Source organism: Pararhizobium qamdonense (assembly GCF_029277445.1).
In the GTDB taxonomy this organism is placed as follows: domain Bacteria; phylum Pseudomonadota; class Alphaproteobacteria; order Rhizobiales; family Rhizobiaceae; genus Pararhizobium; species Pararhizobium qamdonense.
In genome coordinates this window covers 103,361-128,000 of sequence record NZ_CP119569.1, presented here as the reverse complement: position 1 = coordinate 128,000, position 24,640 = coordinate 103,361, and the positions used below count along the sequence as shown (strand labels likewise).

The 24,640-nt window shown below is 56.3% G+C and carries 17 protein-coding genes and 2 pseudogenes; 10 read left to right on the top strand and 9 right to left on the bottom strand.

Going from position 1 to position 24,640, the window contains the following annotated elements; genetic code table 11:
- The first annotated feature begins 138 nt into the window (after positions 1-138).
- From repA to repC, 3 genes are all read left to right on the top strand, one after another.
- Positions 139-1,326: a plasmid partitioning protein RepA gene (repA, locus tag PYR65_RS29095; protein ID WP_276122368.1), complete on the top strand. Its 1,188-nt coding sequence runs from the start codon at positions 139-141 to the stop codon at positions 1,324-1,326.
- Between the two features lie 74 nt (positions 1,327-1,400).
- Positions 1,401-2,387: a plasmid partitioning protein RepB gene (gene repB, locus PYR65_RS29090; RefSeq protein ID WP_276122367.1), complete on the top strand. Its 987-nt coding sequence runs from the start codon at positions 1,401-1,403 to the stop codon at positions 2,385-2,387.
- Between the two features lie 154 nt (positions 2,388-2,541).
- The gene (repC, locus tag PYR65_RS29085) at positions 2,542-3,756 is read left to right on the top strand and encodes a plasmid replication protein RepC (RefSeq protein ID WP_276122366.1); all 1,215 of its coding nucleotides are present in this window, start codon (positions 2,542-2,544) and stop codon (positions 3,754-3,756) included.
- A gap of 175 nt (positions 3,757-3,931) precedes the next feature.
- Here repC and PYR65_RS29080 read toward each other — a convergent pair.
- Both PYR65_RS29080 and PYR65_RS29075 read right to left on the bottom strand, forming a co-directional pair.
- Positions 3,932-4,888: pseudogene (locus tag PYR65_RS29080) on the bottom strand (TIGR03885 family FMN-dependent LLM class oxidoreductase).
- A 56-nt stretch (positions 4,889-4,944) separates the two neighbouring features.
- The gene (locus tag PYR65_RS29075; protein ID WP_276122549.1) at positions 4,945-5,478 is read right to left on the bottom strand and encodes a DUF4142 domain-containing protein; all 534 of its coding nucleotides are present in this window, start codon (positions 5,476-5,478) and stop codon (positions 4,945-4,947) included.
- A gap of 112 nt (positions 5,479-5,590) precedes the next feature.
- Here PYR65_RS29075 and PYR65_RS29070 point away from each other — a divergent pair, with 112 nt between their 5' ends.
- The 4 genes from PYR65_RS29070 to PYR65_RS29055 all read left to right on the top strand — a co-directional run bounded on the left by PYR65_RS29070 (position 5,591) and on the right by PYR65_RS29055 (position 7,886).
- Positions 5,591-5,836, top strand: a complete 246-nt coding sequence (locus PYR65_RS29070; protein ID WP_276122539.1) for a hypothetical protein — start codon at positions 5,591-5,593, stop codon at positions 5,834-5,836.
- 44 nt (positions 5,837-5,880) lie between these two features.
- Entirely contained in the window at positions 5,881-6,702 is an 822-nt protein-coding gene (gene nadE, locus PYR65_RS29065; RefSeq protein WP_276122538.1) for an ammonia-dependent NAD(+) synthetase, read from the top strand.
- Positions 6,703-6,778: 76 nt separating this feature from the next.
- Complete coding sequence (locus PYR65_RS29060) at positions 6,779-7,357, top strand: cysteine hydrolase family protein (protein WP_276122537.1); 579 nt, start codon at positions 6,779-6,781, stop codon at positions 7,355-7,357.
- 121 nt (positions 7,358-7,478) lie between these two features.
- Complete coding sequence (locus tag PYR65_RS29055; RefSeq protein ID WP_276122536.1) at positions 7,479-7,886, top strand: VOC family protein; 408 nt, start codon at positions 7,479-7,481, stop codon at positions 7,884-7,886.
- A gap of 166 nt (positions 7,887-8,052) precedes the next feature.
- On the opposite strand, the gene PYR65_RS29050 is transcribed toward PYR65_RS29055, so the two are convergent.
- Complete coding sequence (locus PYR65_RS29050) at positions 8,053-9,201, bottom strand: site-specific integrase (protein ID WP_276122535.1); 1,149 nt, start codon at positions 9,199-9,201, stop codon at positions 8,053-8,055.
- A gap of 188 nt (positions 9,202-9,389) precedes the next feature.
- Here PYR65_RS29050 and PYR65_RS29045 point away from each other — a divergent pair, with 188 nt between their 5' ends.
- The 3 genes from PYR65_RS29045 to PYR65_RS29035 all read left to right on the top strand — a co-directional run bounded on the left by PYR65_RS29045 (position 9,390) and on the right by PYR65_RS29035 (position 17,228).
- Positions 9,390-10,523 carry an RHE_PE00001 family protein gene (locus PYR65_RS29045; RefSeq protein WP_276122534.1) on the top strand — a complete coding sequence of 378 codons (1,134 nt, stop codon included), beginning with the start codon at positions 9,390-9,392 and terminating at the stop codon, positions 10,521-10,523.
- A 190-nt stretch (positions 10,524-10,713) separates the two neighbouring features.
- A complete protein-coding gene (locus PYR65_RS29040; protein ID WP_276122533.1) occupies positions 10,714-11,019 on the top strand; it encodes an SMC-Scp complex subunit ScpB in 306 nt (101 codons plus the stop codon).
- A 62-nt stretch (positions 11,020-11,081) separates the two neighbouring features.
- A complete protein-coding gene (locus PYR65_RS29035; RefSeq protein WP_276122532.1) occupies positions 11,082-17,228 on the top strand; it encodes a hypothetical protein in 6,147 nt (2,048 codons plus the stop codon).
- Positions 17,229-17,633: 405 nt separating this feature from the next.
- Here the strand turns inward: PYR65_RS29035 and PYR65_RS29030 are convergent, their stop codons facing one another.
- The 6 genes and pseudogenes from PYR65_RS29030 to PYR65_RS29010 all read right to left on the bottom strand — a co-directional run bounded on the left by PYR65_RS29030 (position 17,634) and on the right by PYR65_RS29010 (position 24,598).
- Complete coding sequence (locus PYR65_RS29030) at positions 17,634-19,931, bottom strand: hypothetical protein (RefSeq protein ID WP_276122531.1); 2,298 nt, start codon at positions 19,929-19,931, stop codon at positions 17,634-17,636.
- Between the two features lie 45 nt (positions 19,932-19,976).
- Positions 19,977-20,222, bottom strand: a pseudogene (locus tag PYR65_RS30685) (GAP1-N1 domain-containing protein); the annotation flags it as partial.
- An 8-nt stretch (positions 20,223-20,230) separates the two neighbouring features.
- Positions 20,231-21,073 carry a TRAFAC clade GTPase domain-containing protein gene (locus tag PYR65_RS29025; RefSeq protein WP_276122530.1) on the bottom strand — a complete coding sequence of 281 codons (843 nt, stop codon included), beginning with the start codon at positions 21,071-21,073 and terminating at the stop codon, positions 20,231-20,233.
- Positions 21,070-22,122 carry a TRAFAC clade GTPase domain-containing protein gene (locus PYR65_RS29020; RefSeq protein WP_276122529.1) on the bottom strand — a complete coding sequence of 351 codons (1,053 nt, stop codon included), beginning with the start codon at positions 22,120-22,122 and terminating at the stop codon, positions 21,070-21,072. Before PYR65_RS29020 ends, PYR65_RS29025 begins: the two co-directional genes overlap by 4 nt.
- Positions 22,119-23,153, bottom strand: coding sequence for a GTPase-associated system all-helical protein GASH (locus tag PYR65_RS29015; RefSeq protein WP_276122528.1), 1,035 nt, complete (start codon positions 23,151-23,153; stop codon positions 22,119-22,121). Before PYR65_RS29015 ends, PYR65_RS29020 begins: the two co-directional genes overlap by 4 nt.
- Complete coding sequence (locus PYR65_RS29010; RefSeq protein ID WP_276122527.1) at positions 23,150-24,598, bottom strand: metallophosphoesterase; 1,449 nt, start codon at positions 24,596-24,598, stop codon at positions 23,150-23,152. Before PYR65_RS29010 ends, PYR65_RS29015 begins: the two co-directional genes overlap by 4 nt.
- Between the last annotated feature and the right edge of the window lie 42 nt (positions 24,599-24,640).

The following is a 24,640-nucleotide window of genomic DNA, read 5'->3' as shown; positions in this document are numbered from 1 at the left end:
CCTTGGGCGATGGAATCGGGAAATATCAGTTAACTCCTTGTTAACCTTAAATCCCTTGCCCAGAGTTGGGAATCGGGCGATTGTCACGATAACTGGACCAGTTCCTTAAAATTATCGTGACTATAGGCGAATAGCTGAATGAACGTGAAAATGGCCGCTTCAGAGAAAGTGTCGAGTTTCGCAGATATTATCCTCGCGCAGGGCGGAGATATATCCTCGAAACTCGACATGCTGCGACGCGAGAAATTCCCGCCCAACGCACAGAAGTCGCTTCGCCAATTCTCATTAGCGGAAGTCGCGGACTTTGTCGGCGTTTCGCAGAGCTATCTCAAGAAACTGCACCTCCAGGGCAAGGGTGTCGAGCCAAGCACCACCTCGACCGGCCGACGCTACTACACCGCAGATCAGGTGAACGAACTTCGCCAACTTCTTGATCGCGTTCCGCACCGGCAGGCTGATGAGAAACTGCAGGTGATTGCAGTCGTCAATTTCAAAGGCGGTTCGGGTAAGACCACGACCTCGGCTCACCTCGCACAGTTCCTGGCGCTGAAGGGCTACCGGGTTCTAGCTGTCGATCTCGACCCTCAGGCATCGTTGACTGCGCTTTATGGCATTCAGCCAGAGTTGGACGAAAAGAAGTCCTTCTACGAAGCGTTGCGCTACGACGACGGACGCAAGTCCATCAAGGACGTCATCCAGCCTACCAATTTTCCAAACCTCGATGTAGTGCCAGCCAATCTCGAACTGCAAGAGTATGAGTACGACACACCAATTGCTATGCAGCGAAAAGATTCGACTGCCGGCAAGATGTTCTACACCCGTATCGGCGACGCGTTGGCAGAAGTCGACGATCGCTACGATGTCGTTGTTGTCGACTGCCCTCCCCAGCTTGGTTATCTGACGCTCACGGCGCTGACGGCAGCAACATCGGTCCTCATCACGGTGCACCCGCAGATGCTCGACATTATGTCGATGTCTCAGTTCCTCCTCATGCTGGGCGAGATCCTAAAAAGTGTCGAGGGCGTCGGCGTCGACGTATCCCTAGACTGGTTCCGCTATCTGGTCACGCGGTACGAGCCAACCGATATACCGCAGCAACAAATGGTCGGTTTCATGCAGTCGATGTTTGCCGAGCACATGATGAAAAATCATATGGTCAAGTCCACTGCCGTGTCCGACGCAGGCCTGACGAAGCAGAGCCTGTATGAGGTCGAGCGCGCTCAGTTCACGGCCGCGACATATGACCGAGCCCGTGAGTCCATGGACGCCGTCAACAACGAAGTTATCGAGCAACTTCAGAAGGCATGGAGGCGTCGTAATGCATAACCCGTTGTCAGCCGTACAAACTGCGACTTTCCGCAGAGAAATCAGGAAGATGACTAAACCCGGAGTGTGGGTCCATGGCTCGTAAAGACATTTTCGCGAACATAACGTCTCCCGCAAACGCGAGTGTAGAGCGTAAGGCAACGCCTGGATACGCCACCCATGGTGCTTCAAGGTCGATGATCAGCTCCTTGAGCGAGCTTCGAGACAAGGTTGAACAGGCTGCGCAACAAGTTCCAGGCGAGACTATCATCGAGCTCGATCCCGAGGCGTTGGATTCCTCTTTCGTCTCAGACCGGATGGGAATCGATGATGTCGCTTACGCCGAACTCCTCGAAGCGATCCGTGAGCGGGGACAAGACACGCCAATACAGGTCCGCCCTCACCCGACGGCTGAAGGTCGCTACCAAATCGTCTTCGGGCATCGTCGCGCGCGCGCGGCCAAGGATCTCGGACGCCCGGTCCGCGCTGTCGTAAAAGCAATCTCAGACGCAGACCACGTCATCGCCCAGGGTCAGGAAAATTCGGCGCGAGAGAACCTGTCTTTCATAGAACGCGCAATGTTCGCGCAGCGATTGGTCGAATTGGCATACGAACGGGCGACGATCCAGGCCGCCCTCTCTGTAGATGCGCCTATGTTGACCCGGATGCTGTCGGTATCAGGTCGCGTACCAGCCGAAATCGCGAATGCGATTGGTGCGGCGAAGTCCGTCGGCCGAGATCGCTGGACTGAGTTGGCGCAGCAGATCGAAAGGCCGACAACGCTTGAACTGGCGCGTATCCTAGTCGCCGATCAAGCATTCCTTTCTCTCGAATCAGACGCTCGTTTCGAGTTTCTAGCTAGAGGCATCAAGAAGGCAACGAAGCCTTCGAAGCGGCCAAGCAATGCGAGCGAATGGCGCGCAGATGATTCAAGTGTACGGGCAGAGTTCAAGGGAAGCGGGAAAAGCTACTCTATCGCACTGAAGGCGAACGACGCAGCAAGGTTTGGTCGGTTCATCGCCGAAAACCTCGGTCGTTTTCATCAGGAGTTTCTGAAATCAACTGAAACAGAAGGAAAATAGCGGCAAAAGAAAAAGGCCCCCAAACGTCGCCGTCGTGGAAGCCTTCCTCATGTCTAAGCAGCCTGAGAATCGCATTTCCATGAATCGCAGTCAAGAGTCTTTGGCGCCAGTTTGGTGAGCGGATTTCCTTTGCCTTCAGAAAGGTGAGAGGAAAATGCAAATAGGAAATGTGACGACGCCATTCGGGCGGCGGCGGATGACGCTTGCCTTGGTGAAGGCTCAGCTTTCGACGGCAAACATCAAGGCGGGTAAGTCCGTCGACAAGTGGAAAGTTTATCGCAGCGCATGCGAGGCAAGAACGATACTCGGTCTGCGTGACCGTGCTCTTGCCGTCTTGAATGCCCTGCTGACATTCTACCCAGAACAGGAGCTGAGCGAAGAGAGCAATCTAGTCGTCTTTCCATCAAACGCGCAGCTGGCGATCCGAGCGAACGGGATCGCAGGAACGACGCTACGCGAAAACCTTGGTATTCTTGTCGAGGCTGGGCTTATCCAGCGGAATGACAGTCCGAACGGCAAACGTTACGCTCGCAAAGGAAACGACGGTGCGATCGAAACCGCGTACGGTTTCAGCCTCGCGCCGCTCCTTGCCCGGGCAGAAGAACTCGCAATCATGGCTAACCAGGCCGCCGAGGAGAGCAGACGGCTGCGCGTCATGAAAGAGCGCATCACAATAACACGCCGAGATATTCGTAAGCTTATTAGCGCTGCGGTGGAGGAAGGCGCGGCAGGAAACTGGCAAGCTGTCGAAGACGCTCTCGTGTCCGCGATCGTTCGTCTCAAGACGGCAAAGACAGCAGCGTCCCTCCAAGCTTGCCTCGACGAACTGACGTTGTTGAGCGAGGAAGCTATCAACATGCTGGAAATCCAGCTTATTTCCACAGAATCCGACACCAATGATAGCGGAAACCGCCATCACATACAGAATTCAAATACCGAATCCTTAAATGAATTTGAACCTAGCTCTAGAAACGAGCAGGGCGAGAGGATGGTGCCACAAAGGAGATCGGCTGCTGAGCCGATAAAGGCTTTCCCGTTGGGTATGGTGCTTCGGGCTTGCCCACAAATATCGGATTACGGCGCAGGCGGCGTAATCTCGCATTGGCGGGAGCTGATGACCGCCGCAGTGGTGGTGCGAACGACACTCGGGGTGAGCCCGTCGGCCTATCAGGAGGCCTGCGAGGTGATGGGGCCTGAGAACGCCGCGGTCGCAATGGCCTGCGTTCTTGAGCGGGCAGGGCACATCAGTTCACCCGGCGGATATCTGCGCGATCTAACACGGCGAGCGGAAAGAGGCGAGTTCTCGCTAGGGCCGATGCTGATGGCGTTGCTTCGGACGCAGGAGCCCGATGGGCGCAAATCGGCATGACCATTCGCGCCCAGCAGGACGCCTCTTTGCGGACCGGGTTTTTCGCGCAGTTTCAGGTCATCCTTGCTTCAAGACCTCTGCTCGGTGGTATTCAGTTGTCAGCCGTACATATGAATAGTTTTATCATTAGATTCATAGGGTTGCCCGGGGGGAGCAATAAAGACTGGGTTTTGCGTCACTTCAACTTTCTAATTACCTGCTCGGTCATGAAATCCAAAAACCTGCGTTGATTCCGGGATACGTTATGGATGTAGATCTCATCAAAACCGCAGGATGCGCCTTCGTCGATGAGATCGAGAAGCGCGTAACCAACGGGATCAACTCGTCCATTTCTTCGGGAGTCACATCGCGTGTCTCGGCATCAAATTCCGCTGGGGTTTTCAGCTCGGCCAACAGATCCGGTTTGACGGCTGCATTGCGCCACTCATGCCAGGCGGCCATTCGCGCCTCATCGACTGTAGGCGCCCAGGAGACTTGAAGCTGGAGAGCAAGAGGCTTGCCCGCGCCGCCGCTCGACTTGAACGCCTCTACCACCGGCTTCAGTTCGTTTGTCGGTTTCCGAACTGTAACCAGTCCGTCCGCCCATTTTCCCCAGCCAGGTTGCGGTCTGCTTGGTCAGCGCCGCACCTAACAGCAATGGTGGATTCTTTGGAAGTGACCACAGCTTTGCTTGCTCCGTTTTGTGGTGCGGATGATCAGAGGTCACCATCTCGCCTGCGAGCAGCGCTCGGATGATTTCTGAACCCGCTTCCAATCTGTCGTTGCGCTCCTTCTTATTCGGCCAACCGCGTCCCACGGTCTTTTCGTTGAGGGCTTCGCCGCTTCCCATTGCGATCCAGCGCAGCCGATCCGGAAACATTTCCGACAGGGTCGCTATGAGATGCGCGAGTACGACGGGATGATAACGCCACCCTCCTGGTATCGCGAGGCTACCGAAGGGCAATGTCGTCTTCGCCATCGCTGCCCCGAGCCAAGCCCAGTTGTTGCCTGAGTTACCTTGTCTAGAGCTCCACGGCGCCAAATGATCGGACGTCATGATGGCTTGGAAACCAGCACGCTCAGCAGCCTGGACGTAGTCCAGGAGTTGGCTAGGCGAAAACTGTTCGTGAGAGGCGTGGTAGCCGATCAGCATGGCGTCCTCAAAGAAATGCCCCCGCGAGACGAACTCGGCGGGGGCTGGAGGAATGATTACTTGTTCATCTCTGTTGCCATCTGGAGGTGATGCTCGAGCGCCGGCCGGGTCTTTGCAGCCCAAGCCTTCAGCTCGGCGTTCTCGCCCTCGTCGCCGTAGCGCTTGAACAGATCGACCGCATCTTCATGCACGTCTTCCTGGTCGGAGTGATACTGCTTGGTGAACTCTTCGCCCTGAAGCTTCTTGAGATCGTCCAGCATGCCCTGATGAGCGGACGACATGGCCGTCGGGATTGTAGCCTTGACCTTGCCCGCCGTCACCATGGCTTTCAGCTCATCAGAAGTCTTCTGGTGGTCGGTCAGCATCTGCTGTGCAAATGCCTTGGTCTTTTCGTCCGATCGTTCCACGGCAAGCTTGCTGGATTCAATCTCGAACATGTCGCTACTGGCCGCCTCAAGGACGAAGTCTTCGGTCTTTGGCGCGACACCCATGACAGAATTCACGCCGGTCTTTTCGGCGGTGGACTGTGCCAGGGCTGCAGATCCGGCCGTTGCGAGAAGTATGGATGCGAGAATGAGGGTTCTTTTCATGACGATACTCCTGTTGTGGATGGCCGGATAAACCACCGCGACGCCGTCGAGTTCCGAGACAAGGAACAATTTCATATTGTTATGGTTTTCAGCGCATGCAGGGAGGCATGTGATGACAGCCAATGACATTTTGAATGAGGGCGTTTCGGATTTCGCGACCCGACTTGAGGTGATGACGAGTGACGAGATTTTTGCCACGATGAGCGCGCTGGAAAAGCATAGCGAGGACGACGCCAGTGATCGGGAGGAGACGCTTTCCCGCATTGCGCTCGTGGAAGAAGAGATCGAACGGCGCTTCCCCGGACAGATGATGACACCTTACCGCGATTGGAAAAAAGAGCAGCCTCTGATGTCGTGACCCCTCGCGCAGACAACGACAAACGAACAGCCTACGGATTAGAAATGGACAACGAGCAGCACTCAATTTCACAAGCTCTTGGGGTCACTGCCGATTTTGATGCGGCGCTTGAGGCTCGGCGTCGCATCGACTTTCTGAGCCACTATTTGCGCCAGGCGTCATGCCGAACCTTTGTTCTCGGAATTAGCGGCGGTGTCGACTCTCTTGCCGCCGGCTTACTCGCGCAATCCGCGGTTTCGGAACTTCGAGCCGATGAATACGATGCCCGATTCATTGCCGTCCGATTGCCCTATGGCGTCCAGGCCGACGAGACAGACGCACAAAAGTCCCTCAGCGTCATCAGGCCGGACCGTATCGTCACAATTGATATCAAGCCAGCAGCGGACGCCATGCTGGACGCGGTGATTGCAGAGGGAGAGGATCTGGTGGAACCGGATCGCAAACACTTTCATCTTGGCAATATCAAAGCACGCCAGCGAATGATCGCGCAGTACGCGCTGGCTGGGTCAACCAGAGGATTGGTGATCGGGACTGATCAGGCGGCCGAAGCGCTCATGGGGTTCTTCACAAAATTCGGCGACGGTGCGGCCGACCTATTGCCGCTCGCCGGCCTGACAAAACGACGGGTGAGGGCCATGGCTGAGCAGATGGGCGCTCCGCCGGAACTGGTACTCAAGGTGCCGACAGCTGATCTTGAATCTGATGCGCCTCTTCGTCCCGATGAAGACGTCTATGGTGTCACCTACGACGACATTGATAATTTCCTGGAAGGGAAGGCGATCGCTGAACCGGCACGGCAACGTATTCTCAAGACGTATTGGGCGAGCGGACACAAACGCGCCCTGCCAATAGCGCCGTTCGATTAAATGGCTGAGCGAAAGAGGCTCGACCGCAATCGCAACCGTTCTTTGTTGTGTTGGTTCGTGTCAAGGAGAGGAGACGATGAACGACAGTCCCTGGATCCACTTGTGCATCGATATGCAGCGGATGTTCGCTGAAGATACGCCCTGGCATGTGCCATGGATGAAAGAGGTTTCGCCTCAGGTCCAGGAGATTGCGCGGCGACATCCTCAACAGACGGTGTTCACGCGCTTCGTGCCGCCCAAGCGAGCAGAGGATATGTTGGGTATGTGGCGGAGCTACTACGAGAAATGGGACACCATGACCCTGGATCGATTGGAACCGGACATGGTCGATCTCGTCCCGTCATTGAAGGCCTTGGTTCCGCCCGCCCGGATCTTCGACAAGATGACATATTCGCCATGGACCACCGGTGAGCTTCATCGCGTGTTGGCGGGGGAAAAGGTTGAGACCATCGCGATCTCGGGCGGGGAGACGGACGTGTGTGTATTGGCTGCAGCCCTCGGAGCTATCGACCTTGGCTATCGCGTTATCCTTTTGAAAGATGCCGTCTGTAGTGGCGCGGATGATACCCATGACGCCTCGCTCGAATTGTTAGGTGATCGGTTCTCGGTGCAGTTGGAAATCTCGTCGACGGAGGGGTTTCTCAGCCAGGTGTAACAAACATTGGCATCTTCTGAACGGCAGCTACCTTGCCTCGGCGGACAGGGGAGGGTGGTCGCGGATCTCCAGCAGGACCGTAGACCACGGCGTATCGCACACCTTTACCACGGGAATTCACATGTTCAGTCACATCATGATCGGCGCTCGCGAACTTGAACCGATGGTCGCGTTTTACGACGCTGTTTTGGCACCACTCGATCTGCGGCGGGTCGTCGAATTTGACGACATCGGTGAGGCGGGTGTTATCTGGCGTAAAGGCGACAGGCGTTGGCCGCAGTTCGTCCTCCGGCACCCCATCAACGGGCTACCAGCGACGTGGGGCAACGGAGTGCAGATCAGTTTTGCAGCGCCATCAAGAGAATGCATCGACCTTGCTTGGGCAACAGCAATGCAGAACGGCGCTCTTGATGAAGGAGCGCCCGGTATAAGGCCACAATATGCGGAGGATTTTTACGCTGCTTATTGTCGCGACCCTGAGGGAAACAAACTCTGTTTTGTCCATGCGCAGGGAGTTCCAGCTTTTTAGCATGCCGCTGACTACGATTGGTCTCACCCCGTGGCGGTCGCTGCAATGCAGATAGGCAAGAAGGTAGACGCGACGGTAAGATGTTGAGCGGAGATCACGGCCTGGCTTCGTAAGTTTCCCGCCGTTCCTTTCCAAAAGGGCTCGGCAAAAGAGGTGGCGCACGAACCTAAAGCATTCGCGCCGCCCTACCGCTGCGCCGTGTCGCGTTGTTATAATAACTGGACGCTTGCTGGACAGAGCGGTGGCGTGATTGCTCCATCGCTTCGGGGAGGGGGATGCCGCGATTGGCAGCCTCCGTCAGGTAACCCGACCGAAGCCCGTGCGCCGAAAACTCTCCGCTGTCCAACCCGGCCATCACCGCCCGCTGCTTGAGGATCGCATTGACCGACTGCGGATCGATCGCCCGCTTCGAAACGGTGGACCATCGCCCGATCCCCCGAAACACGCTCCCCTTGTCGATCTTCGCCGCGGCCATCCAGGCATTCAGCGCCTCCACCGGCCGGCCGGTCAGATAGACGATATCGTCCTGCTCTCCAGTCGTGGTTTTCGTCCGACCGAGATGGATGGCGAGAGAGGGGAGGGGAGGGCCGTCCGGCATCTCGACCGGCGGCTCGACGGTCAGCTGCTCCACACGAAGCGCGGCGATCTCGCTGCGCCGGCGACCACCGGAGGCAAAGGCGACCATCAGGATCGCCCGGTCACGTAGATCGCGCAGGCTGTCGGTCGCGCAGGTCGACAGCAGCTTTGCCAACACGTCACCGGTGACTGCCTTGGCGCTCTTGCGACCCCGCATTCGGGGTACGGCGCGGACGGCGAGACGAATGGCCGATTTGAGAGCAGGGGAGGCGAACGCGCCGTCGAGGCCCCGCCACTTGGTCAGCGTCGACCAGTTGGCCAGGCGCCGCCGCACCGTTGCTGGCGCGTGTGGGCCGACGGATTTGAGGAACCCTTGGCTCCTGAGGCTATCGTCGACGTCGGTCGGCATACCATGATCGGGTGCGGAAGCCCGTTTTTCCGGATCCCAGAGGTGATGCGCGACGAATTTTAGCAGCAGCGCCTCGGGCGCCGGCCAGGGCAGCGACTTTTTGGTGGCGGCCAAGCCCCAGGCTTCCAGATAGGCGAGGTCCGAGGTCAGGGCGCGCAGGGTATTGTCGCCCATGCCCTGGTTGACCAGATGGCGCAGCGTTTCGACGTCGTGGTCGGTCAGCAGCTCGGCGAGCTCGTCGCGGCGCTCCATCGGCAGGACCGCGGCGATGGTGTCGAGTTCTTCGGCGCGTCGTTCGACGGCGGTCAATGATTGTTTGGCTTTGGCCACGGACGCTCCAAAAGGACGGTTTCAGCGGCCTCCAGGGCCATGATTGGCCCCGATTCTTTCCGATTTGCGAGACCAGATCAACTACCATCGATAAGAGGTACTTATCGATGGTTAGAACCACAACTGGCAATCATACCATGTGGCGAACTGCAATATTGGTATAGAGTTCCTGTAAGACTTCGTTTACCATGATTTCAATGGCTTATGACTTTTCGAAAATCAGCATATCAGCCCTGATGCGGCCGGCTTTCGACGCCGGCGTCGCGCTTACGCGTCTGGACGAGCGCGTCGCCCGCTCACCGGTCGGTCAGGGATGGATCGAACGATCCCAGTTCACCGACGCCTGCGCTTCGCTCTGGATCGACGGCGAGCTCGTCCACCTCGAAGACCTCGTCCTCCACGACGCATTTCGCGACACCCGCACCCCAACCCATGAACTCACCATCGCTCGCGACGTGTTGCGCACCCGCCGGCGGATTGCCGTACAGTCGCCCGACTGGGCGCTGTCGCCGGAAGGCATTCGCGCGCTCCGGCAGACTTCGGAAATCGGGTCAGCCGGCACAGGTGAGGCGCAGACCGCCGGCACAGTGCGGAGCGCCGCCTCGATCGATGCGGAAGGGGAGGGGGATGATGTCGGCGAGGGCGCCACAGATCTGCACGGCGTCGATTTTGCCGCCATCGACGCGATCCTTGCGCGCTCCGACGCTGCGATCGAACGAGCCAGAAAGCCTGGCCGGGCTCCGGCCGATCCGATGATCTATGATCTCGACTGGGACGAGGATGCCCGGCTCGACGAATGGCGCGGCGTGCTGCGACAGGCCGAAAACCTGCCGGCGGTGCTGCAGGCGATTGTCGCCCTCGATGCCTGGAATTTTTTGTCCGTGCTGCAGCACGCGCCGTGGCTCGGCCGGCTGTTTTGCGCCTCCATATTGCGGCAGGCCGGCATCACGTCAGGTGCCCATCTGGCCGCCATCAATCTTGGCCTCAAAAGCATTCCCGTCGATCGGCGCCGGCATCGCGATCGCGAAACCCGGCTGCTCGCCATCGCCCACGGACTTTTGGCGGCCGCCGAGATCGGCATGAAAGAGCATGATCGGCTGACACTCGCTCGGCAGATGATGGAGCGCAAATTGTCGGGAAGACGAACGTCTTCAAAACTGCCGGAACTGGTAGAGCTGGTCATGGCAAAACCGCTTGTGTCGGCCGGGATGGTGGCGAAAACGCTCGAGGTCACGCCGCAGGCGGCGCGGCGGATCGTGGCGGAGCTCGGCCTGAGGGAGATGACGGGGAGGGGGAGGTTTCGGGCGTGGGGGGTGTTGTGAACTAAAGCTTGGTCATCAATTGAGAGACCAAAGCAGGGTCATGATCTCTCGCCATGCTGCCTCCCCCAGCCTTGCATCTGCCTCGTCGCTTCTCTGAGTTCTTGGCGGTGGTGCTAATAGCGGTGGGATATTCCAGCCGGTCACCCGCAGCGAATGGTCGAAGGTTTTTGGCAAGGAGGTTAGCCGTGACGTGATCGGCAATCTGCGCGGCGCTGGGTTCATCGGCTACAGGCCCCGCAACCCGACGCCAGGGGAACCATACACTTACGTGACGACGCCGCACTTTCCCTCGGTCTTCGGTATGAACACGCTGCGCGATCTTCCTAACGTTGGAGCGCTCGAGGATGCCGTTCTGCTGAGCCGACATGCCGTAAAGAATGAGGTCGAAGCGGCAAGCAACGAAGGCATGAGGACGAGTGTCGTCAGTGACATGTCCTTCAACATGGTCATCAACCTAGGTGGGCCGGCCCACGCGCCTGTGGATTTCAAGAAATAGGCGACGCCTAAGATGTTGCTTCTCTGTTCTCGTGGGATAATAGCGCGAATCAGAGCACAGCCATGACCAAGCAACATCAAAGGCGCGCCAAGGCGGAGCAATCTCCACGGCGCTACGATACCCCTCCGGCGGATACGATCACGTTACCTTCGGTTCATCGCCACCCGATCCTTCCCCTTGTCGACATCGGCAGCCGGAAGTTCGAAGAACTGTGCCGAGACATCATGCGTCAGGCTTATCCTGACTTCCGCATCGCCTTGAAACGACGGACGGGCCAAGACCAGTTCGGCGTCGATGTCGAGGGCTTCGACGATCTCCAGAATCCGGTGACCGTGGTATCTGCCAAGTGCTACAAGCACATTCCCGCATGGGAATTCCGTGCCTGGATCGAAGATTTCACCAAACATCTCGAAGGTCACTGGAAAGGCAAGGGCGTTAAGGAATTCATTATCGCTGTCAGCGTTGAGGCCAACGATGACGATATGAACGACGCTGCTCGCGAATTGGCAGCTCAGCTGCGCGCGCAAGGCATTCGCTTCCGCCTGTGGGACTCGGTCGAGCTCTCCGAGCTCTTGAGGAAAGACCCGCGTCTCATCGACCGATATTTCAACGAGGCGTGGGTCAAGGCTTTATCCGCCGATCGCGACCCGTTGACGCCGGTGGCGACGAGTGTGCCTTTCAGTGTAACTGGCCCAACGGCCTCTCAAACAGCCATTTTTGCTCAGATCGAAGCGACATACCAGGGACCTCTGAATGAGGCGCTGTCTCGCAATCTCGAAGAGGCGATTGCCAAGCTGCGACGGGGGAAGCGATCGGCCGTCAAAGACTGGTTGGCTGATGCACAATCGGACATCGTCAAATGGAATGGCGCTAGTGCCGAGACACGAGCCAAGGGCCTGCGTGCCGTTGCGATGGTTGTACTCGGGGAAGGCGACATCGAGACCGCGGAACACCTCCTCGATGAGGCTGACGCGTTTGCTTTTCCTCCCGACCGCGTGGCGCGCGCATTTCTTATTCGTTCACGTGACGACGGGCGCAAAGCACTGTCCTATTTGACGTCGCCGGAAAACAGACGTGAGCGGGAATTGGTTGGCGCGCTCCTCATCGAAGAGGGTCGGGCCCAAGACGCGCTTGACGTACTTGCGCCATTGACAGGCGATGATGCCAGCTCCGAGGTACTCCGCCTGCGAGCCGTTGCAACCCTGTTGAATGGCGGGAAACGCGCCGAGGCGCTTAATCTCGTCGGCTCGGCCACGGCCAAGGAGCCTGATTCCGCGATGGCGCTGTTTGCCCGCGGGGTGGTGCGCATGGCGTGCGCACTCGTCGATGGCGCATCGCCTCAGTTCGGCAGCGTGCCGAACCCGATCGGGCGCTCGCTCGTCCTATCGACGCCGGACGCCCGAAACCTGCTTCTCCAGGCGGCGGAAGATTTTGCCCGTCTGCATGAGACTGTCGAGGGCGATTTCAAGCGAGACGTTGAGGCTTGGCGCCTTGCAGTACTTCTGCTCAACGAGGACACCCGAGATCGGGGCCGACAATACGCGCGCTCCCTGCTTGCCAAGCCCGATGTCGACCCTTCGATCATCGCCTGGAGCCTTCTGCACGGCCTGCCGCTGAAGCATGGTCGGATCAGAAAGTCCTTCGCCGATGCCATACGCACTGGCAAGGGCACGCCGAGCCATGTCGTCGTTCTCGCCATGATGGCAGCAGGACGGGCGAGCCCGGACAAGGGCATTGCTCAGATCGACAAATTCGCTGCGATCTTTCCTGAAGCAACTGCCTTCTTCGATGCGTGGCGCCAACAGTTCGGAGCAGACGGGGGCACCGGCGGGTCCGCGTTCTTTGCTCAAAGCCTTCGTGACAGTCTTGCCACCGATAATGCCGCATCGGTCTATGGCTACCTCTCAAGCCATCTTTCAGAAGTCGAAAACCTCCTCGCCGGTGCCGATTTCCTTGCGTCCCGAGGTGCCTTCGACCTTGTCGATCAGCTTCGTCCAGCGCTCTCAAAAATACTATCCGCACGTGCTATCGAGCTTGCGGCGGTGGCAGCGCTCAACAGCGACGATGCGAGAGCGTCCATCGAGATCCTCGATCAGGCACTGGCACAAGGGATGGATAATACGCGCCGGCTTTCCTATGTCCGGATCCGTGCTTGGAAGGCGCTTGGCAATCACCATGCCCTCATAGACGATATTCAAGAACAGCTTCGAGACCGGGAAGACCCGGAATTGCGCGAGGAGCTGCTCGAAGCCTATCTGCGGATCGGCGCGCTCGATCGGGTCAAGGAGCAGGCTGAGCTTGCCCTGGACAACGGCATCATCGACAAACGCAAAGCAGTTCAGCTCGCGATTGCCTTGCAAAGCTATGCGCCCGATGTTGCACGTCGCGCGCTGGAGGGTCTTGGCAGCTACGATGTGCCAACCGACCTTGAAAATGTGGTCCTTGAGCTTGCGAGCAACCTCGGTATCGCATCCCTGCAACAGGAGATGATCCGCAAACTCGTCACCGATCCTGAAAAGAAGGCCAACTTCAGAAGCTTTGACACTGTTGAAGAGCTTCTGGCGATGCTCGAGGAACAGGCAAACGGATATCGGGCACTGCTTGACCAATGGCTACATGGGACGATCCCTGCGGTCGCTGCCATGCGAAATGACGGCAAGGATTTTGTATCGCTTTTCCTCGCCAGCAAAACGGCACGCCGTCACCGCGCCGGAAACCCCATCCCGATGATGTTACGATCGGGCGCCGAACGGCCGGACGTGCGCATCCCAGCCGGCGAGCGCCCGACCTTACGCCTCGACCTCAGCGGGCTGCTGATTGCCCACAGGGTGGGCATTATTGACGCGCTGGACGACGTATTCTCGATCCAGGTTCCGGCATCTCTTCCGGAAGCCCTGGTTCTGCTGGAGACCCAATTCCACGACGTATCAAAGGTTATAGCCGAAGGCATCAGAGCCGTTGCGCGCGGCGACAGCTCGGTCGCTATTCGCAAAACGATACCCGCAGGCGTTCCGGAGTTGTCGGTCGTCAGGGGAGGGGTCGAGGGCGACGACTTGCACCGCGTTGCTTATATCCTCGATCGGGCCTTCCAAACCGGCCATATCGACCGCTCACAGCTTGAGAGCATGTCCGCGCAGCTCGAAATCTCACCCGAGACACCTCGCCAGCAGATTGCAGAACTCGCTCTTGGTCAAGATGCCATCACCGCCTTCGCTCAGGCGGGCCTGCTGGAACCGCTTGCCAGATCCATCTTATTGATGACCGAACGACGAACAGTCGATCATATGCTGAGGCAGCTGGATTTCGCTGAGGACGAAGAGGAGATCAAGTCGAAGCTGCGTAGCCTGACGAAGGTTGTCGCCACCAGACTTGCCACTTCAAAATGGACGACGATTGCGCCGGACAGATCGGCTCGAGAGGACGAGCGGTCGGGCATGCTTCCGTCGCATGCACGTTGCCTGGTGGAAGTCTTGCCAAAAGACCATGCCACATTTGACGACTTTCTGTGGATCGAAGATCGGACAATCTCTAGGCAGCCTATCAAACACCTTTTTACGCTGCCGGAAGTTTTGGCGGTCCTGCACGAACGAGGCCTTCTCGATAAGCCGAGCTACGCCCGTATTCGGACGTCGCTTCGTCAATGGGGCTACCTTTGCCTTCCGATCGATAACGAAGAGATCGCGACAATCGTCGAGGCAGCGCCAGTTGTTGACGGCGCAATTGTGGAAAATGGGCCGCTTGGCGATTTGCGGCGTTGGTTTGCCAACGAGCTCCAGCATCTTAGCTATGTTGATCAGAGCCATCAGGCGGATAAGCAAGGTCGCATCATCGGGGAAGTGCGCCGAACGATCGATCTGTCTTCGCTCTCCAGCAAGCTCATCAAGCGGTTGTGGTTAGACGGCAAGGGTTCCGACGATGAACTGAATGCGCGCTCGACCTGGGTCTGGTCAAACCTGCGCCTTACGCACCTGCCTTCGCCGCTCGGAGCTCCTGACCCCGATGGAAGACGATCAGTTGCAGCCTTGAATGCCGCACAGATGCTGATGGTGCCGGTTCACACCAGTCTCGACCGTCGAAAGCTTAAAAAAGAGCGCTATGCCGGGCTGATCAACTGGACCATAAATTCGGTCATGAGCCCGCTTGCAAAAGCAGATCCCGAAACCGCTGACCTGACAGCGGACACGGTCGCCTCGATGCTGTCGCATCTGGTCGAGATCCCCGAAGGACTAGAAATCGACGTCGCGCAGGCGCTCAAGATGCAGATGACGCTATCGGCCCGCCGTTTTCTGGATTTGTTGCCAGATGACTGGGAAGAACGGATCACCAGCCGGGGCGACCTGAAACAGAAGCTATCGATCGTCATGGTGATGTTGCTGACGGTTGATGGCGACCTGCAGCTCAGCGTCAAAGTTCTGGAAGAAACACTGCAGCGTTGTGTTACGGAAGGGCTCACGCGCTGTGACCTCGCCCTGCATAATTCACGCAGGAAGGCGAAGCTCGAATTGGGCACGGATGCCCAGGGCTTGCCAACCGGTACGCTCGTCATCGGGCGGCGTCGCCTCCCGATCCACCCAAGCACAATGGGGCTGGCTCATCCCGACAAGGCCGTTCGCGCGAAATTGCTGCAGACAATCGGGGAAGAGGGACCCGTCGGACGACCGATCACGTCGGCCTATCTGGACGATCTTGCAAGCAACGAGAACGTCGAGTTTCGCGTCGACAATTTTCATGGACGGCTGAGATCTGACTTTCGACGGACAAAGCAGCTGTTGTGGGAACGGTTGTCAAAGACCGGTTCGGTCGAGCTTGCCGATTTCGACCTTCCATCACCAGACTATCTTTTCGATTATCTCGGCGTTTCAAGGGAATTTCGGGGTTCGGCTTCTGACCTTGTCTCGGCGTCCATCGAAGCGCTTCGCCCAGCTGTGGGCATCGAGCAGGCGATCTACCGTGTGTCGGCTATCCCCTACAGGTTCGAGCGCAAACTTCTTCTGGAATTCGAGGCTGCGGTCTCGCAAGCAGGACAAGGTACCTGGGCGCCACGGTGGGAATCGATCAATACGTCGCTTGTCTGGCTGCTTGCATCGGCATCAGCCGGGAAACCGATCCGCGACGACGAACCCGGCCTTGACTGGGGCCTTTCGCTGAGCCACGCCAAGCTCGTCGTGCGTTTGCTGCGACATAGCGCGCGGCAGGCGACAAAGGACCCCGCTTGGCGGGCGCTCCCGGCCGAACTCGCGTTCTGCCTCGTCTGGCTGCATGCCGATCAGCTGGCGCGCGTTGTGGCTGGATCGGGGATCGATCCTCACGAATTTGGACGATGGCTGTCGGCGCGCACACGGCCGATGATATTCGACTTCAAGCACGAGGAAATCTGGGACGACTGCTTGCGCCAAAGCTCCATTCAGCTGACAGGTCATCTTCTTCTTGCAAAGGCGGTATCAACTCTGCTGTCTGCGGGAATTTCGGTCCCGGAATGGCTGAAGACGATGATCGGGCAGGCCGGAGAAAAGCACTGGACGCCACTGCCAGAGGTGATGGTCGCAACGCCTGAAGCGCTAGATGCCCCATTCTGGATTTCGGTCGATCCGATCCCCGCGATGATGACTGCCGGGTGGATGGGCCTTGATCACCCCTTGCGCCACCGCGACCAAAATGCGCTCCTGGCCAGTATTCTTGAAGAGAGCAAGGAAGCGGAGGCCGGTTTCCTTGCCTCCCTCGTCCTGGTCATCGTTGACCTTGATCGCGTAAGCGCCGAGCCTCTAAACTTGTTGCGCGAGCGTCTCAAGGCAACGATGGAACGATCACCAGTGCTCGATGATCATGTCTTCCTCGCCGTTACGGACGCGCTTGCTCGGGTCTTTGCACGACTGCACGATCTCTCCGGGTTCGAGAGCTGGCTTGCAGGCCTTGCCGAATACTGTGCGCGGAAATGGGCGCGCGCCCGCGTGGGTTTGAATGAAGACAACGAGTCCAGCAAGGCGGCTGTCGCGTTGTTTAACGCAGTCTACGTTTTTTCAGCTACCAACAGGCGTCCGCTAATGGAGATCTGCAATTTGCTTGCCAAGAATATTGTCGCCATTGCCGACGCGTGGCCGGCCACGTTAAAAGCCGCGATCAATTGCCTAGATGGCATATCGCACCATGTCGACATAGCGACAGCCGCCGAGGCGATCTTTCCCGCTCTTCTTCAATTGAAAGCGCGCTAGACACACCGACTGACTTCCCGCGTGTTCGAGTGTGATTGATTGGGGCGTGCGCGGGCTTTTGCCGGTGCGACAGCAGACATCAGAGAGCTATTCGGATACGCTAAGCAAGTTTGGCGTTCTCCAGTGTCCGAATGAAATTTTCAGCTATACGGTTGCTCTCAATCTGCACGCCGAGCTCGCGCATTGATCGAGATCGATACTCGTTCCCAAAACTTGGCCGTAAATAGCATTTCCGCCTAGAACGTTATATTCAGCACAAGGCGCAAACTACTGAAATTATGCACAAATTCGGCTAGCGTACGATTTCGCACTAACCTTGTTCTGACCCGCAGATGAGATTCGATCGTAGAAATGTGATCATGGGAGCTGAGCAGCGGGTACGTTAGAAATTGTGAAAAATTGCCATTAGATGCCCTTGATTGCCTGCCCGATATCCGAGCGCCACGGCTCAGGAATACTGGAAATATTTTCCGCAATCGTCTCGATAACCGCCGATCCGCCCAGTTTGTCGATCCGCCGGAGTATCCTCACAGCATCGCCAGCACGGGATGCGGCCAATGCAATATCCGTTCCGCGCCAATCGGAAACAAGGAACTGATCGACTAGATCGTGACGGGCAACTTTGCACTTATCCCAATCCACGAACAGAAAAAATCGTAAGAAGTCCGGTGCTTCGTCTGCCTTCTTCAGCTCGTGGTATACCGGCGGAAAGACTGCTGCGATGAGCGGGCCAGCAGGTTCTCTGATAGACTTCATGACAAAGGGGAGCAGCGAGCTGCTGGCCTTGACGAAACCAGCGGGGTTAACTCTCGATGCATCCCACAGAAGTGCCGCGGCAGCTTCCGCTCCGCCGTAGCCATAATCAATCGCGCCTCGAGCAGTCAGAGCTCTACCGAAATCCTCAACGTTCTTAAGAAAGCGAACTCTTGTATCTTCGGGCGAGCTGTTGAAGACACTGATATTCGCGGCTGCGATAGTTCCGGGAACTGCCTTCGAAAGCCCGACGCGAATGATGCTCGAGATATCAATCTTGTGGCCGAGCTGAGCGAGCAATGTTTCAATGATGGACTGACGGTCTGGCCATTCTTGCGCCAGCAAGGCTTCAATAGCCCTTCTAGAAAGCCTCGTTTGACTTTCGCCAGTTGCATGCGGAAGGATGTTGAGAAGAGTCCGCACGACAGCTTCGCTGTTTTGTTTCACCTCACGGAGGAAAGCATCTATCAACTCAATGTTCGAAGCAGGATCCACGGCAAGGAGCGTCAACAAATCAGTTGCGACATCATAGGCCGCAATCGATCGGATACGGTCCGGGCTGACCTCAGACAAAATGCGCGAAATCAGATGCGATTTCCTTTCGTCCGATAAATCATGCTTACTAATGAGCCAGGTTAGACCTTCCTCTGACGGACCAACGAGGCCTGATAATAGGAAGTCTGCACCAGGTCCCGAACTAACATGGGAGGCAATGTCCCTCAGAACCGCAACCTGTCCGAGCTGGGCGGCACGATCGATAAGTACACGACCGATCTCTTGGGAGGCGTAACCGTTTATTTTCGCGAGCCATTTAGCTTCATTCACGAGATCTTGTTCATCAAGTAAAGGAAAAATCGCCCTTGCGAGTGGCGCATCTTCATCTCGGACGAGGTGGCGCAAAAGAGTTCGGCGTGCTCTATCTTGCACCGCCGCTGATGAGTATTCAATCTCAGAGGCGAGCTGTTCCGCAAACTGCGGCATGCTTTGCAAGGTCGCCTCGGCGAAGGAGCCGTTATTAATCAGCAGAAGCAGCAGTTCGCTCGGTGGTAACATCCCGAGAGTTTCCACCAATTCGGGAAGGCCAAAATTAGATAAGCCTTCACCTATTGCTCCCAAGAGAAGTTGCTTACCTTTTCCCGATGAAACTATAGGTACGTTCGCCAAAGCCTCTTCGGGGCTTCTCTCTGCCAACTTTATCGCGGCTGCCCTAATGACCTTTGCGGCCGACAAATTAAGGCGAATCTCGCGCAGCTTTTCGGTCAGGGCATAGAGAAAGCGCCAGGCGTCGCTGGGAGAAAGCTGAACGACAGCTCTCTTGGCGGCATCTGCCAATGCAGGTTCGAGCGTCCGAATTGCATCGAGACTACGCTTCGCACGACTGTTTGCGATATCGAGCAAGCCAAGCACTGCGTTAGGAGAGTGCTGCAGCTTGGTATGAAGTTCGTTCCATAGTAGCGAGATTCTGAAGTCAGCCTCGCCGCCACCAGAGCTTAGCTCGCCTAGCGTATCCTCCTTCAGCAAGGACGGCCATTCAGCTCCGAATACCCGTTCGGCAATTTGAATTGACCAACGGTGCCGCGGATTTGTCTCCTTCCTGACATCGATCTTACGGCCATCCCAATCGGAGAAGCGCGAGCGGGCGTCTCTCGAAGAGAAAATAAGATCGAAGTTGCGGCCACCAATGGATCTTGGAGATAGCGCAAACGTTGTAGCCGCGAACTGACGTCTGAACGAAGGCCAAAAAGCTATAAAGAGCCTGACGGTGATCGCTTCTGGCGAAAAAGCATCGAAAACGACTACCGGTTTACGCTCTTCTAGAAAAATAGCTTCTATAAGTTCAATAGTTTGAGACGGCTCTACCATAGGCAGAGTAGACTTTTCATTTACAAGACTGAAGGTCGTGGCTGGGGAAACAGGACCTTCGAAAGAAAGCTTCGACGCCAGTTCCATCACGTCTATGCCTTTTACCCATTCCTCCATCGGAAGGACGGCGCTACGCGTTCTCACGCAGCCGGCGCGAGGCGCATCAAAGTCCTGCCAAGTTCTCGCGACGACATAATGCTCGCCTGAGGGGAGAGGGTAGAAGGTTAAATACGGTTCAAATTTCTGCCCAGGCCTGAGAGGACCCGCAACGTCCGAGAGTCGGTCAATCGAATTCTGATCATTCTTGCTCAACTTAATGGAGGTCGAGAGTAGTTCGTGCCCCTGCCTGTATCCATGTAGCTGCTGCTCAAGACGCATTGTTCCCATCAACTAATCGCCCAAGAGATAGGCAGGGTAACATCGTGGTTGACCTCCACGCCCGTAGTGCTCTCGAATGTGATGGAACCCGCATCTGCTAGATTAGATGCCAGAATCTTGTCCTTGAAAGCCTGATCTCTCTCCGGATCGCCATCGACGATGCTGACGCCGTAAACACCGACATCAGCTCTCACGAGATCCCCTAACGCTCCCCAAAACAGTGGAAACTGACGCCTTAAGAATTGCATCGGGCCAGCAGCTCTCGCGGCAGGATCGAGTAGGTCCCAGGCCGTGACTAGCACGGCAATTCTTGGTCGCACTTCGGGATTTTGAGATCCCAGTCGATCTTCCAGAAGCCTTAGCAACTCGCATAAGACAACTTGTGTAGGAAGCTTGTGATCGTCATCGTTATTTCCTGTCAGCCGCAATACTTCGCGCGCCGTAACCCAATCTAACGGTTGGATGTTCTGCGGCGAGAGGACGCGCACGAATAGAAGAGCGCTGTCAGCCTTCTCGATTTCATCTAGCCAGTCCTGCGGGAGTTCCGAGTTGACGACGGCATTTAGCCACAACTCGCCTGTGAAATCTGGAACGACGAGTTCTGTTATGTCGCCTTCACCAAATTGCACCGGAACGCAGAAATCCTTTCGCTCCATGTTTCGATCGGTACGACCGGCGAATTCACCTTTGAGGATGTGCGCGCAAATAGCCTCGATGTATTCGATGTCGCTGGGCATGCCTGCGCGTTTCAGCGAACTCTTGCGTTCCTTCAAAGATAGCCAAACGCGGCCCACGTAATTGGTCTTTCCAGAGTCAGGCCCACCGACCAAGATGATCGATTTTTTTCTCATGCTTGCCTCCGAAAGTCCAAATACAAGCGCTCTGACGGGTTCGGAAGGCTTTCGGAGTGAGGCCACGGGTTTTCCCGTTTCGAACCAGCGGTCAAGGACGCGACGATTAGCTCCGAAATGCCGATGCCCGGCCTGACTGCGTCATTCTCAGAGAAAGACGCAATGGAAGCAAGCTCTACATCAAAACCTAATGGCTTCGCATAAGCCTCAATTCGATCGAACGCATCTCTTGGGAAGTCCGAAATATCGCGCCAAGTGGATACCAGTATAAGCCGCGGGCGAGCGTTTTTCAAAAGCTCTGAGAGGCGCTCTATCAAATTGGTCGTATCGTGTATGGCTGCTTGCCGCGTCGCGCTTTGATAGAAGTCACGCCCGTTGACCATGACCCAAAGGACTTCGGCCGATCCAAGAAAGCTAAAACGGTCGGAATCTGCATGCGTGATCAGCTGCCTTGACCACTCACCAGGAAGATCCGGGACGACAATATCTATTTTCTTTGAGTCGGCTTCCCGTAAAAGTCTGAGATGGAGAAAGCCTGCCTGACGGTCATCGGCCAGCTCGGTGTGTAGTGTCATCTGTTCCGGATAACCGTTATTCCATCGACGAGCGCCTCGCGAAATTTCGTCGAGGGCGATCAGCGTTTTACTGTTGGCATAGGTGAAGCCATCCAGCATTCCATGCGCTAGAAGTAAATAGAGGCTAGCAATGCAGGCAGTTTTTCCTGCGTCCGGTAATCCGACAATGCCTATCAAATTGACATAACGGTCCCGCATCAGGAGATCTAAGTCTCGTGAGCCCAATGTGCCGCTTCTTGGCAAACTCGGGTCGACTACGGGGGCGGAAAGGACTGGCTCACCAATTGTTGTGACTACGTTGCCATCCCCGACGCTTTGCACCATTCTTCCCGCCGACGATCCTCCAGCTTTTTCATTCAGCTGACCACCGGTGCCGTTCCTGTATGGACATTCCTCCGGATCGCTGTAACTCCGGGCGCATACCCCGGTCAGGCTGAACGAGCACTCCGTGTCTGCGCAAACCGTTTCCGTCATAGCATTTTCACAGAAGAGAACTGCAGCTGATAAATCGCATTCTCAAGAAGCGATTTGGCGGCCCACTCTCTCGCTCCAAATTTTTGGCCGGCAATTAGTTTGGTAGTTTTTCCAGTTTGAATTGAGGCGAGCAAAGGAAATACTGAAGTCAGGTTCTCTAGGGGTGATTTAACAATGGATGCAATTTTTGCTTGATCCGAACCGAACGCGTTCAAAATCTCATCGAACGACATCTCACCATCGTCCTCGATATTGCGCTGAACCATGTGGCGGTGCGCGTCGGCCGGAAGCTTTTTTAAGCGGAGAGCAGCGTCAAATCCAGTAATGACAGCTCTGGGTCCGTTCTCAAATTGCCTGAATGGCCTGTCTAACGTGTCGCTCCGATCTGACAAAAGCCACCAAGCAAAGTCGAGCTCTTCTCGATCCAAAGCTGCGTTCTCCAGCAGGGCGTCAAGCAGAGGCTGTACTGCTTTTGCAAAGGCTGTATTGACTTTCTGTCCAGAGGGGGAGTCCTGTCCAATGTTCACTGGTCCGACTTGTGGGACATCTCGTCGCGAGCGAGACGAATTTGCTACTGCAAGGACATGGTCTCGACTTGCCCTAAGCAAGTCCGTTCGTAATTTCTCCAGTTTCGCTTGAGTCACTGGTATTTGAAACCATAAGGCCGACCATAAACCGGCTGCGAGCGCTTGTTGAGCATTCCAACCGCCATTGCTACTTTCTTCGCTAACTAGGTCCACCGCGGCCGAGAGCATGACGACAAGAATTTCTAGATCCCCGTTTTCACCGTCCCGTAGGAAGGATGGAGCATACTCCTGTATTGTCGCTTCACCTTTTATAGCGAGCTGATTTGGTAAGGAGTAAGTCTCTAAGATCGCTGAGGACAATGCGGATGCAGCTGTGAGAGCATCCAAAGTGGTCAAGCCGCGATACCATTCAGTAATTTTGGCGGCGGCTTGCTTCCGTTTGACGACCCAATCGTCGTCTACTCCGGTGCCCAAGATCCGGGCATACTCTGCCATACTGCTCATGCTTCTTTCCCCGTGGTTCCCATATGCCCCCGCAAAGCGTCGCGGACTGTATTTTTCAGATCATCAAATCGACCGGCCTTAACAATATTCCGCAAAAGGCGGCTTTCAGTTTCATGATTGAAATTTACGTTCAAGCCGGCCGGAATTGCCCCTAAGTCTACAAGAATGCGAAGGCGATCTCCCTCCGCTAAATCTCTGAAGAAGCGAAGATAGAGATTCTGATATTCGCTTTCGTCAATCTTGATGTCGGTGGCCAAAGCTACCTCCTCCTGCGATACCATGATCTCGACCTCAGGTGATTGCGGTGGCGAGGGGAGGATATCCGCACGTTTCTCCGGCGTTTCACCTTGACGGAAATAAGGCGATCCTAGCACGAAACGAGCGTCACGTCCGCCGAGGCGTCCTTCATCTGCCTCGAACCTTTTCATTCCATCGTTCCACCGCCGCGGGTGGATAGTGACGGCTAGGGAGTCGGTCGGTTCGTCCCAGTCAAACTCGATGACGTTGTAGGCGTATGTGTAGACATCATCAACTAGGTCCGGGGTTGTTGCGCCGGAGGCAATCATCAAGATGTCGCAGCCTGGCTCAACCTCTTCAACGTCAACCGCGGCGAGATGCTCATGCCCCGACATGCATACGCGAGCCCTCCCATGGAGAAATTTACGCATGTCATCACTATCGGATATCCAGTTGAGCGGGTGATGAACGAGGACGATGAGTTCTTCCCCCACGCTCTCTTCCAAGATTCTTTGACGTTGGCCCAGCAGGAGCTTGCCCTCTTCGTCTCGTCCCTTTGTACATATGAGGGCAGAGTTTAGCCGCACAAATCTAATGGCACGGCCTTCAGCCAGCTCAACACGGCGATCAGCGCTATTGTGACCTTCGCAGTCCAGGGGGCACCGGTAGGCTTTTGCAAATGGCAAATAGCCTTCAAAACGAGAATAGAGCACTTCGCGGTCCATCGGATTCCCGAGAAAGGCCTCAAGCTTTTCCTCGCCTTCATCGTGGATGGTAGTTAGCATCCACTCGGCTGCGCCTGTGATCTTGTCGCGATCGATGTCATGGTTGCCAGGTATCACCTGAACGGTGGATGGCTCACAGCCAACGCTTTCGGCGAGCTGATCCAGCCATCTTCCGGCTTCATCGTACTCGTGCGCCTTCCCGGCGTACGCGATATCTCCGGTGACAATAATTCCGGTTGCTTTTCTGCTCGGAAGCCCTGCTACAACGCTTGCAGCATCACCCATAAGCTTTCTACGCGCATCGTCGTTGGCAGCTCTAGCGCCGCCCTTCTTTTCCTGACCAAAGTGAATGTCTGAAAGATGGACAAATACAGCTGGCAACTGAATTTCCTTGGAAATAGAACTCTGGCGCAAGGTATAACGAGGTTGCATGCGGCTGCAACTTAATGGCGCGCTCGGTGAAAGCATTTCCTCATTATCCACCGGAATGTCTTGAGCATTCAGCTCTGGTCATGCGGGCGTAGG